Consider the following 12,005-nt stretch of genomic DNA (forward strand, 5'->3'; position numbering starts at 1 on the left):
CACAGGCGATAAAAAAATAGGGATACATAATTTATATGTACCCCTAAATCGAATATGGAAATTTGACTAAGAAAGACTGAGCAATTCTACATCAAAGATCAAGGTAGCATTGGGGGGAATGACGCCACCTGCACCACGCGCACCATAGCCCAACTCAGGGGGAATCGTCAGAATGCGACGACCGCCCACTCTCATGGTGGAAAGCCCTTCATCCCAGCCCTTGATCACTTGACCGACGCCAAGTTGAAAAGAGAAAGGACTATTGCGATCGCGGGAGCTATCAAATTTTGTGCCATTTTCTAGCGTGCCAATGTAATGCACGTTCACTTTCTGACCTTTTTTGGGAAGTGCCCCAGTGCCAACTTTGATTTCTTGGTACTTCAGACCAGATTCTGTCGTAACGATTTCCGCATCATTCGAAGATGTCATTTGAGCAATTTCCGTAGTAGGGTTATTAGTTATGGTTGCAGGGGTAAGTTCAGAAGCATTGACTGCCGATTGCCCACCGACAATTTGTGCGACGACCAAGACGACAACAGCGATCGCAACAATCGCAAAGCTGATTAAAATTCCTTTCAAGGGTTGTTTCTCCAACTCAATCAACTAGGTTTATATTTTTTGGGGATAGAACCCATCGCGTCCACATGAGGCTGTTAAAATGCCTGTGGCTTTGAGCTAATGGCATCCTATCATTTTGCTTGGCATTCGATCGGAACCTTCAGACAAAATTCAGGATAGCAAAACTCGTAAATGTCCATACAACCTGTCTATATCATTGGTGCGGGCCCAGGAGATCCCGATCTAATCACGGTCAAAGGTCGTAAACTCTTGGCGGCGGCAGATGTCGCGATCTATGCCAGTTCGCTTGTGCCCGAGCAGATGCTAGAGGTATGTCGTCCTGATGCCGAGTTGGTTGCCACTGCCAGCATGACCTTAGAAGAAATTTTAGATTTTACGATCGCAAGGGCGCGATCGCATCAATTAGTCGTGCGGTTGCATGATGGCGATCCGAGCCTATATGGGGCGATTCACGAGCAAATTATGGCTTTGAATGCTGCCGAGATTCCATTTGAGATTATCCCTGGGGTGAGTGCTTTTCAACTCGCAGCCGCCAGACTACAGGTAGAGTTGACCGTGCCTGAGTTGGTACAGACCATTATCCTCACGCGCATTAGCGGACGTACCAAAGTCCCCGAGCGCGAAGAATTATCGAGTTTGGCAGCCCATCAAGCCTCTCTCTGTCTCTACCTCAGCGCCCGTCATGTTGAAGACGCTCAAGCCAAACTATTAGCCCATTATCCCTCCGAGACAACGGTGGCAATTTGCTATCGGCTGGGATGGACGGATGAGAAAATTTTGCTCGTGCCCCTGCATGAAATGGCTTCTGCTACCCGCGACCAAGATCTGATCCGCACAACGCTTTACATAATTAGTCCCGCCTTAGGTGAAGCCCAAGCAAGACGAGAAAAACTCGGTACGGCGCGATCGCGCCTTTACCACCCGACTTACGAGCGCCTGTTTCGCGATCCGAGCAAATCTTAATAAATCAAGTAAAGTAATGAGCCAGTTTAAGGTAGGCTTTGTACTTATTTAACGTGATTTCAACTTCAAGTGGATGATGGCTCCCATACCGACGCGAACTGAATTTTTAATTCTGATTAAATGGTGTGATTATGTCCCGACAGAACAATAGGTCAAAAGATACAGCAGCTTCAGTAAAAGGTTCTAAAAATCGAGTGCGATGGGCAGTTCTAGGATTTGGCTCAGTAGCGGCGATCGCCGTGACAACACAGGCGATCGCACAGCAAATTAAACCACCTATAAGCAAGTCTGTAGCCCTCGCCCCTAAACAATCTAGTGCCGAACGCGAACTTGCTTTACAGAACTCTATTCATGCGATCGCTGAAATTAAGGGCGAGTTCAAACGCTTCACACCGAATGGACAGGGGATTTTCACGGTTCTTAGCGATCGCACCAAAGTCTATCTCTACGATTTAACTGGTAAGCATCTCGCACAGTTTGATGGAGATCTAGAAGATATTAGCCCCACAGGTGCGCATATTGTCACATCAAGTCCTGTGACATTTCGTCCATACGATTTTTCTGGCAAACATATTTCCGTCCCAAGCCAAGCTGTAGTTCGTCTATACGATTTATCAGGTAGCCTTGTCGCCCAATTTGAAGGGATTTTCCCGAAGTTTAATGTTAGTGGACAACGCATCGTTACGCGCAGCGCCAACTCCCATGAGATTTATCTCTACGATCTAAAAGGAAAACGATTGGCTCAAATGACAGGAATCTCTTATCGCTTTAGCGCGGATGGAAAGTACCTGATCGTCATGCCTATTTTTGGAGAATCTATCGATCCTGGAGAGAACAGTCAGCTTTATGACACATCGACAGGAGAGAAACTGGCAGAGTTTGAGGGAGAATTTCACGGCTTTAGTGCTGACGGTAAGCAAGTTGTGACAATATCTTCTCAAGACCAAGCATTTTTGTATGATTTATCTGGACAAAAGCTCAGGCAATTTGATGGCAATTTTGCAAAATTTAGCCCGACGGAATCTCTTCTCGTCGTTAGTTTTAATGAAGAGAGTCGCCTGTATAACTTTTCTGGGCAAGAGATCGATCGCTTTGCAGGATATTCTCCTAGTTTTAGCCCAGATGGGCAACGCATTTCCACTTACAAATATAACAAGATCGCTACATTTCTCTACGATCGCTCTGGTAAGTTCTTGGCTGAGATGCAAGGAGGGTTACCTAGTTTTAGCGCTGATGGAAAAACTGTATTTATCTTCAATTCTATCAATGGCAAGGGCTATCTCTACGATTCATTCGGGAAGCTTTTAACTGAATTCGATCGAGAGTTTCTCGGCTTTAGTGAGGACAGCAAGTTCTTTGCAACCAAGTTTGAACAAAGCAACCTAGTGTATTTACTTGATATCTCAGGTAAAAAATTGGCACAATTTGAGGGGAAAAGCATAAACTTTGCCCCTAATCGGAAAACTATCGTCACAACGCTATCAGGGACTAGCAAGATTTATAGCCTTTTAAGGTAACAGAATGCTTATGAAGCTCTTGTTACTGCTTCCGCGCTATCAAGTAGGAGGAGCGAAACCCTCTCGATCGTTAAGACACATAATATATGGAATTCTCTTTTTATGAAAGAGGGGATTAGAGGAGGAAGATAGGCAAATTTCTACGTAATGACATCAGTTAAGCAAGGGTTAGGAAAGTTATTCATTTTCGATTTGTAGGATGAGGAGTTATGGACAAGAACATCAGTATCTTTAGTAAAACTGTTATTGGCATATTCTGTATCATCAGCTTGTCAGGAGGAGAAAGCCTTAAAGCAGAACAGGATGATAACCCGATTATGCGCGTAGGAATTGTGCAGCGATTTGGGGCAAATCCTCAAGATCGGATTACGATTAAAGCCCCCTCTGGCGATACTCTCACCCTGAGTTTCAAGTCTGGCGAAACCACCCAAACGGTGACAACTTCAGAAGTCGTGCTTGAGATTAACGCGCAACCGCTAGCACAACCGATTGTCGAAGAACGCATCGTGCTCAGCAACCATCGCAGCTTTGAGAATGCTGCAGCCAGTGCGTTTCATTGGCAAGAAAAGGGCATAGCCACTGAGATCGCCCAACCCAAGCGTTGGCAAGTCTGGGCAAAACGAGATATTTATGATTCCTCGTTGCTGCGCCAACTCCTGCTTTTTAGTCTGCGCATTCAGGGCAACGATCTGGTGCAAATAGAGCGCAAAACCCTCTCTCAAAAGGCGATCGCTTCTTGGGTCGTGGGGAATTTTCGTTATAACCGCGATCGTCTCGATATCAGTAGCGGTCGTGGCATTGTCGAGGTGAACAATCGCCCCTATGCAGGCACATTGCGGCTTCAGCCCAATGCTCACCACAACTATACCCTCGTCAATAACGTCCCCCTAGAAACCTATCTGCGCGGGGTTGTGCCCCATGAAATTGGCTATGATGCGCCCTATCCCGCTGTGCAAGCCCAAGCAGTACTGGCACGAACCTACATTCTTGCTAGCCGCCATCGCTTTGTCGTGGATGACTACGACCTCTGTGCCACAACCCAATGCCAAGTTTATCAAGGTCTAGAGGGAACTAGTGAAGTCGCCGATCGCGCGATCGTAGACACGCGCAGCCGCGTTCTCACCTTTAACAATCGCGTCGTCGATGCTTTATATTCCTCCACAACTGGGGGTGTCACTGCTGATTACAACGATATCTGGGATGGCAAACCCAGACCCTATCTCAAGTCTATCGTTGATGCCGTCAATCTTTCCTTTGACACTAATTTATCGAATGAAAAGAACTTCCGTACCTTTATCGCAAGGAAGGACGGCTTTAATGAAGCAGGTTGGCATACCTTCCGCTGGAAAAAGGATGGGACGCTGGATGAGATCAAAGGAACCTTACAAAATTTTTTAAGGCTCTCTGGCGATACGCAAACCAGATTTAACCAAATTAAGCAAATTCAAATTACCGAACGGGCTGCTTCGGGGCGGGTGCAGGAAATGGAAGTAGAAACGGATACGGGTAAAATCAAGGTGAGGAAAGATGAAATCATCGATGCGTTTGAACCACCCGATAGCCTCCTGTTTTATATCCAACCGATCTACGAAGAGAATTCCAATGCTGACTCAAAAGCAGCAAAGGTAATCAAGGGCTATTCCTTTATTGGCGGCGGTCTAGGGCATGGTGTAGGCATGAGCCAAACAGGTTCCTATCGCCTCGCGAGAATGGGATGGTCCTACGATCGCATTCTCAGCTTCTACTATGCTGGTACGCAACTTCAGGTCGTCAAACCTGAATTTTGGCTGGATAAACCTTTGCCCTAAACCTATTAAAATAGCGATGAGTAGGGAATTTGTCTTAGCGCTTCACACAAGGCTTCCATTTGCAGGGGCTTAGTGAGGTAATGATTCATCCCTACAGATAACGCTTCTTGACGCGATTCTTGAAAAGCGTTGGCAGACAAGCCAATAATCCATGTGTTTGTAGAGTCTTTTTCACGAATCAATCGTGTAGCTGTTAGTCCATCCATTTCAGGCATTTGGATATCCATTAAAACGAGGTCGTAAGGCTGTTTCTCTAGAGCCGCGATCGCTGCTTTACCATTATTACAAATATCTGCTTGATAGCCCAATTTCTGTAACAGTCGGCGAATTACGAGTTGATTGGTGAGATTATCTTCCGCTACAAGGATTTGTAGAGGATGTTGTAGAGCAAACTCAGTCGTCCATTTCGATTGAGAGGCGATCGCGGTAGGCTTTGCCGTATCGATTGTAAAAAATTGAGAAAGCGTTTGATAAAGTTGCGAACTTTTGAGAGGTTTGGGAAGACAGGCTGCTACAGGCAGATGGTTAGGAATCTCCACAGGTTCAAAGGCGGTTAGCAAAACCAAGGGAATAGAAGGGAAATGGATTTGGATGCTCGTCGCTAATTGACTCCAATCGGTATCGGGCATGCGCCAATCGAGAATTGCTAGATCGAAGGCAAGATTTTGATGTAAGAGCGATAGGGCTTCTTGCTCGGAAGCTGCGGTTTGGACGGACATTCCCCAAGATTTCAGATAATGCGCGATCGCTTGACGATTGACCGCAGTATCATCAATAATCAGTGCGGTTTTATCGTATAGCGTTGGCAATTTAAGTAAGCGATCGGAAGGAAGTACTTGGGCTTGAATGGAGAAACGGAAAGTCGAGCCTTTCCCCAGTTGGCTTTCCACCCCAATTTTTCCACCCATCATTTCGCATAGCCGCTTGCAAATGGTTAAGCCTAAACCCGTTCCACCATAGCGACGCGTAATCGAACTATCGGCTTGACAGAAAGGTTGAAAGAGTTTCTCTAATTGATCGTTTGCGATACCGATACCCGTATCGTGGATAGAAAATACAAACTCGTGGATGAATGATTCTTGACTGATTGACGAGGCATTTACAGTAACGGTGACTTCTCCTGACTCTGTAAACTTGATCGCATTTCCCAATAGATTTACCAAAACCTGCTTTAAGCGTGAAGAATCGCCCACGATAGAAGTGGCGAGGGGAAGATTCACAAAGGCTCCCAGTTCGATGGATTTCTCAGATGCACGAGGCGCTAGTAAATCTAAAGTCTCTTCTAAACAACTATGCAAATCGAACTCGCGTTCTTCTAATTCTAAGCGACCTGCCTCAATACGAGAGAAATCTAAAATATCGTTGATCACGGATAGCAAGACTTCGCCACCGCTGCGAATGGTTTCGACAAATTGTTTTTGTTCGAGATTGAGTGATGTGTCGAGCAGTAGATCGGATGTAGCAATGACCGCATTCATAGGAGTGCGAATTTCATGGCTCATGGTCGAGAGAAATTCACTCTTAGCCCGATTAGCAGCTTCAGCGCGTTCTCTTGCCTCGGCAAGTTCAAACTCAGTGCGTTTGCGATCGCTGATATCTATGATCGTACCGACCAGTTTTTGTAGCTCATCATTTTCAAGCACAACACTGACAATATCCTGCACCCAAATAATGCTGCCATCTGCGGCAATCGTGCGATACTCCATCTCATGATCTTGATGGGCTAGTGTGTTTGTACAACAATATGCCATCACCCGATCGCGATCGTCGGGATGAATAATATCGCACCAAAAATCCACCTCAAGCCAGCGATCGCAAGGATAACCAAAAATGCGCTCAGCTTGAGGGCTGACAAAGGTCATGCGGTTTGTGAGTGGATCGGCTTCCCAAAACATATTAGGTAGCAGATTGACTAGATCCTGATATTGTTTCTGCGATTCGCGGAGTGCCAGATCGATGCTTTGGCGTTCGATCGCAATGCCTGCAATATGTGCCGCGAGGGCGACAGCTTCCAGTTCTTGGGTGTCAGGTGCTTTGGGTTCGTAATAGTAAACGGCAAAGGTTGCCAAAACTTTACTGCCATCGCGATCGAAGATAGGCATCGACCAGCAAGCCTGGAGATTTAATTTTTTATATAAATCTAGAAGATCTAGGCATCTCGGTTCGCTTGTTGTATCAGCCGCAATAATGATCTCGCGACGAAATGCAGCGGTGCCACAGGTGCCAACACCATCTCCAATTTCAATCCCAACGATCGAGAGACGAAATTCTTCGGGTAAATTGGGGGCAACACTATCGTAAAATTTATGGTCGTTGTCAATCAAAAAGATGCCGCAGACCGCGTTGTTGAGTTGAATCTCGATTGCCTCTACGATCGCGTCAAGGGTTTTGGTAAGAGGCTCGCCCGTTGCAATACTTGCGAGGCTGCGGTTTTGAAGTTCGCGAAGCATTTCGGCTCGCTTACGCTCGGTAATATCTTCGGAAATCCCTAACAGATATTGGGGATTTCCATAGGCATCAAAGATCGGCAGCTTTTTGGTATGCAGATAGCGCAACCCTTTATCTCGGGTCTGAATTGGCTCTTCGGCAATATCTAGCAGTTTCCCACCAGCGATTGTCTCTCGATCTTTGGCGATAAAAAAGTCAGCTTGTTCGGGTGGGAAAAAGTCAGCATCATTTTTTCCTTGTAACGCTTCGCGAGAGTGCCCTAAAAGCTCTTCTAAAGCCTTATTAATCAGAACGAAGCGTAATTCTCTCGCATCTTTGACGAAGGTGTTAATGGGAATATTATCGACTACGGAATAGAGAAGCTGTTGCATTTGTAAAAGTTCATCTTCCGTCTGCTTGCGATCGGTGATATCCGAAAGCGAACCTACAAGTTGCAAAGGTTGACCCGACTCATCCCAAAGTACTTGTCCCTGGATTGCCAACCATTTATACGTCCCATCTTGGCAACGCATGCGATATTCGCAAGTATATAAGTCCTCTTCATAACTGAGATACGATTGTAATTGCTGCTGTAAATGATGGCGATCGGCAGGGTGGACGTAGGTATACCACTTGTCAAATGTGTCGATCGCTTCGTAGGGATAACCCACCGTTTCAAGACATCGGGGTGATAGAACTAATTTCCCCGTAATCAGGTTATGCTCCCAAATCCCGCCATAATTTTCTTCGAGCGTAACTTGCCATCTTTCTTCGTTTTCTTGGATTGACTCGTCTGAGTCTAGATCGCCTATATCTGTTGGCAGCGAATGTACGAGGCTCTCGGCACTGACGAGCCCAATGGGATAGCCGCGATTGTCAATAATGGGCAAATAGCGGAGTTGATGCTTTTGGAACTGATAGAGGATCGATGAAAAATCGTTGGCACAATGCTCTTCTAAGGCGATCGGCGATCGCGTCATAACTTCGCCCGCAGTAATTTGGTCGAGGGGTTCTCCCGCGACCGCGATCGCATTTTGTTCGGTAAAGATGCCCACCAAGCGATCGTTGCTTACAACTAAGGCACAGCTAACGGACATGCAAGCATCCTGAGAAGAATCCCCCTTTGCTCCCATGCACTTTAGCAAGGTCGAGATCGGCATTTCTCGCTCAACGATGAGCATTTCTCGTTTGATAATCCGATCTAAAGCAAAGTTTTTCACCCTGTCCAAGAGAAACGTTTACATACTTATGACTACAGGACTTCAGCAAATCACTTTATTCTGAAGAACTTATTCTGAAGAACACAGCGATTTATAAAACGGGTTTCTTGCCACGAATGTGATGCAAGGTTTTCATTCCTATATGCCTAAGCTCCAGACTAATTATATCGCGATCCTAAAACGAGAATTTTGTTGAGTGCTTAAAAAAAACTTACCTGTTGAGCGTCCTACAGGCAAAGATTGTATGGTTTGAATATGCGTATTTGCAGCAATCCAGACAATTTTGCGCTTAAAAAGATTCTAAATAATTTTTTTGCATAACTGCCCGTTCTCTCAGAACTTATAGCTACAGGTAAGCGTTGCAGATTACAGCAGGGATTTTGGGAGGATTTACGGCTTAAACAGAAATTTCTTATAAATTTTTTATTGATTGACGGGAACTTTCTTAAAAAATTCACTTCTTTATGTGTAACGCTAAAAAAGTCGAATTATGGCTTTAGAAGCTTGTATGAAGATCTAAATCCATAAAAATGAGTGTTCCTCGCCAAAAATGACAAATTAATATTTAATTTAGTCAAAACAGGAACTTTTCTTTAAAAACTCATTCTTTACATACAGCAAGTAGATCGCGTCACTAGGACTTCAACAGATTTACATCATCCAATAACGGAGAATCCTAATGAGTATTCTGAAAATCAACGAATTAGCCCTTGAGTTAGTCAAACGTGATTTTAGCGATGGACATAAACCCACTAACGGTGGCCCAACCAAAACCTCTCGTGCTTTAGCACTCATTCACCTTGCTGCCCATGATGCTTATGCAAAAGTGACAGGAAAGCTAACGCCACAACTTGCCACTTTGCCCAATAAGCCCGCTGCGATCGGTACTGACGAGGTCACTGGGATTGCCGCACTTTTAGGAGCTGGCATCCGAGCTGCGGTGCAACTCTATCCTGATGACGCAGCCTTTATTGCGACAGAAGCTGCCAAAATTATTGCCACTGGAACTAATGCGATCGCATTAAGATATGGCGAGCAAGTTGCTGATGCTTGGTTGAACGAACGGAAGAATGATGGTTCTGCACTACCCCAAGAGGACACGCTTTTCGATCGCGCTCCCGGTCGGCACCGCCGCGATCCGCTTAACCCCAAGCAGACAACGCTGGGTCGCACATGGGGACTGGTAAAGCCCTTTGTGCTTAAGGATGTTGTCGCGGATGCTTATTTGGCACCACCTCCAGCATTAAACACCGTTGAATATGCCAAAGCCTTTGACGAAGTGATTGACATTGGCAGAGACTCCATTATTCGAGGGGGTACAGATGCCAGAAGAAATGCCACTGTCGGTATCTTTTGGGGATACGATGGCTCTAATAAACTTGGAACACCCCCAAGGCTCTACAACCGAGTTGTACTAGCAATTCCAGCAGTTCTAGCTCTCCCCCACGATCGGCAAGTGAAGCTTTTAACGGCGATCAATGTCGCCATGGCAGATGCAGGAATCGCAGCATGGTACTGGAAGTATGAGTACGATTTTTGGAGACCTGTTGTCGGTATTCGCGAAGCCGATCAGGGCTGGGGCCCAACTGGAAAAGGGGATGGTAATACCCATCGCCAAAAGGGAGATCCTTTTTGGCTACCTTTAGGCGCACCAAAGAGCAATCCTATTGCGCCTGAAAAGCCAACATCGATCGCTGAGAATAGTAATTTTACGCCTAACTTTCCTGCCTATCCTTCAGGTCATGCTACGTTTGGTTCGGCTTGTTTTGAGGTAGTTGCTGCTTTTCTTGGTAAGAAGCCTGAGGATATTACCGTGCAAGACTTTGTTTCTAGCGAATTTAACGGAGAAACCACAGATAACACGGGTGCCACTCGTCCAAGGCTCGTAGAGACTTTTACTCTGCGAAAAGCGATCGAAGACAATAAGATTAGTCGTATCTATCTTGGCGTGCACTGGTCTTTTGATGCTACGGGCGGTCAAAAAGTGGGTAATGATGTTGCGGCGAAAGTGGTTGCGGCTTTCAAATAGCCTGCGCTACCAGATGAATCATCGTTTCTCTGCCTAAAATTGTAGTGGCAATTCATGAATTGCCACTACATGCAAATCAAAATGAGGTTCATCTCGTATCTTTCCCAAGTATGGAGCAGTTTGAGTTATACCGGAACGATTCAGCCCTAGTCAAGCTTGCAAATCTCCGTCAATCAGCGATCGCTCGCACAGAGATCGTAATTGGGCAGGAAGGTAAGCCTTATCTTTAAGGTGGTTAATACCAATTTCTCTGCTTATTACTTGTCTAGAAAGCCAAGATTTTGAGGAATTGTGACTGTGAAAGTCGTTCCCACGCCTACTTCACTTTCTACTGCAATACTTCCTTGATGAGCATTGAGGCACTTTTTAACAATCGCTAAACCTAGTCCAGTCCCCGATATTGTTTTGACATTAGTACCACGGCGAAATGATTCAAACAAGTGCTCTCGATCTTCAGGGGATATGCCGATGCCTTGGTCTTGAATGCGAAAGACAACTGCTTCGGTCTCGCAAGATAACAGAAATATCACCTCACTGCCATCGGCAGAATATTTGATCGCATTAGACAGAAGATTGGTCAAAATATGTCCGAGTAGCTTTTCATCTAGGTTATAAAATGCTTTGTCTGCTTCTTGACAACCGCAAACCTTAAAAAGAATCGTGTGTTTGCTTACCAGCATGGATTGAAAATCATCGATCAGTTCCTGACAAAAAGAGAGAACATCTGTTGGAACGGGATGACATTGAAAATGTTTTGCTTCTGTTTCGCTGAGGGTGAGCACATCTTCAATCAGTTGAACCAAGGTGTTTGCTGCCTTTTTTAGTCGTTGAAATTTCTGCAATCGTTGCTCTGGGGTGAATTGTGTATTGCGAAGCTCTAGCGAATCAATTCCCAAGATAATTGTACTCAAGGGATTGCGGAATTCATGGGAGATCATAGAAACAAACTGAGATTTCAGTTCGTTTAGAGTCTTTTCCTGTTCTAGCGCTCGTTGTAAAGATTCGCTTACTTCTCGTTCTTTATCAAGTGCTGTTTGCATTATGACTTCAGCTTGGTGTCGGGTCAGAGCAATTTCAATCGCAGTACTGAGATTTTTGGTTTGTACGGGTTTGATTAAATAGCCAAAGGGTTGCGTTTCTTTTGCTTGGCTTACTGTTGCTTCGTCCGCATGGGCAGTCAGAAAAATCACGGGTAAATGATACTCGGCACGAATTTGGGTAGCTGTAGTAATGCCGTCAATATTTCCTTTGAGATGAATATCCATTAGGACTAGGTCTGGATGATGCTTAGCTACAGCTTCTAGAGCTGTTTGGGCGCTGTCTGCGATCGCAACAACCATATACCCTAATTGTGTTAACCGTCGTTGAATATCAAGTGCAACCAGTTGTTCGTCTTCGACAATTAAAATTTTGGCACTCATAGTTTGTAATTTTGATATTTGTAAGGTTGTCGTCCTAAAAA

At 45.2% G+C, this 12,005-nt stretch carries 8 protein-coding genes; 5 read left to right on the plus strand and 3 right to left on the minus strand.

Features of this window, described 5'->3' with window-relative positions; translation table 11 throughout:
* Positions 1–66: 66 nt before the first annotated feature.
* The gene (locus ACP2WE_RS21510; RefSeq protein ID WP_330481958.1) at positions 67–579 is read right to left on the minus strand and encodes an FKBP-type peptidyl-prolyl cis-trans isomerase; all 513 of its coding nucleotides are present in this window, start codon (positions 577–579) and stop codon (positions 67–69) included.
* A gap of 171 nt (positions 580–750) precedes the next feature.
* Between ACP2WE_RS21510 and cobM the strand changes: the two genes are divergently transcribed.
* The 3 genes from cobM (at position 751) to ACP2WE_RS21525 (ending at position 4,867) form a co-directional block, all read left to right on the plus strand.
* On the plus strand, positions 751–1,542 hold the full coding sequence (cobM, locus tag ACP2WE_RS21515) for a precorrin-4 C(11)-methyltransferase (protein ID WP_425217585.1): 792 nt from the start codon (positions 751–753) through the stop codon (positions 1,540–1,542).
* A 131-nt stretch (positions 1,543–1,673) separates the two neighbouring features.
* Positions 1,674–3,059 (plus strand): hypothetical protein, encoded by a 1,386-nt coding sequence (locus tag ACP2WE_RS21520; RefSeq protein ID WP_425217586.1) that lies wholly within the window; start codon positions 1,674–1,676, stop codon positions 3,057–3,059.
* Between the two features lie 209 nt (positions 3,060–3,268).
* Complete coding sequence (locus ACP2WE_RS21525) at positions 3,269–4,867, plus strand: SpoIID/LytB domain-containing protein (protein ID WP_425217587.1); 1,599 nt, start codon at positions 3,269–3,271, stop codon at positions 4,865–4,867.
* A 5-nt stretch (positions 4,868–4,872) separates the two neighbouring features.
* On the opposite strand, the gene ACP2WE_RS21530 is transcribed toward ACP2WE_RS21525, so the two are convergent.
* Positions 4,873–8,514, minus strand: coding sequence for a PAS domain S-box protein (locus ACP2WE_RS21530; RefSeq protein WP_425217588.1), 3,642 nt, complete (start codon positions 8,512–8,514; stop codon positions 4,873–4,875).
* A gap of 679 nt (positions 8,515–9,193) precedes the next feature.
* On the opposite strand from ACP2WE_RS21530, the gene ACP2WE_RS21535 reads away from it, so the two are divergent.
* Both ACP2WE_RS21535 and ACP2WE_RS21540 read left to right on the plus strand, forming a co-directional pair.
* Positions 9,194–10,543 (plus strand): vanadium-dependent haloperoxidase, encoded by a 1,350-nt coding sequence (locus ACP2WE_RS21535; RefSeq protein ID WP_425217589.1) that lies wholly within the window; start codon positions 9,194–9,196, stop codon positions 10,541–10,543.
* A 44-nt stretch (positions 10,544–10,587) separates the two neighbouring features.
* Entirely contained in the window at positions 10,588–10,773 is a 186-nt protein-coding gene (locus tag ACP2WE_RS21540; protein ID WP_425217590.1) for a hypothetical protein, read from the plus strand.
* A 27-nt stretch (positions 10,774–10,800) separates the two neighbouring features.
* Here the strand turns inward: ACP2WE_RS21540 and ACP2WE_RS21545 are convergent, their stop codons facing one another.
* Entirely contained in the window at positions 10,801–11,964 is a 1,164-nt protein-coding gene (locus tag ACP2WE_RS21545; RefSeq protein WP_425217591.1) for a hybrid sensor histidine kinase/response regulator, read from the minus strand.
* Positions 11,965–12,005 lie beyond the last annotated feature (41 nt).

This window comes from Tumidithrix helvetica PCC 7403 (genome assembly GCF_965232925.1).
Lineage (GTDB): Bacteria > Cyanobacteriota > Cyanobacteriia > Pseudanabaenales > Pseudanabaenaceae > Tumidithrix > Tumidithrix helvetica.

Excerpts from the sequence above, each read along its gene's own strand:
- ACP2WE_RS21520 (WP_425217586.1), top strand. The coding sequence starts at position 1,674 with ATGTCCCGACAGAACAATAGGTCAAAAGATACAGCAGCTTCAGTAAAA.
- cobM (WP_425217585.1), top strand. The coding sequence starts at position 751 with ATGTCCATACAACCTGTCTATATCATTGGTGCGGGCCCAGGAGATCCC.
- ACP2WE_RS21525 (WP_425217587.1), top strand. The coding sequence starts at position 3,269 with ATGGACAAGAACATCAGTATCTTTAGTAAAACTGTTATTGGCATATTC.
- ACP2WE_RS21545 (WP_425217591.1), bottom strand. The coding sequence starts at position 11,964 with ATGAGTGCCAAAATTTTAATTGTCGAAGACGAACAACTGGTTGCACTT.
- ACP2WE_RS21535 (WP_425217589.1), top strand. The coding sequence starts at position 9,194 with ATGAGTATTCTGAAAATCAACGAATTAGCCCTTGAGTTAGTCAAACGT.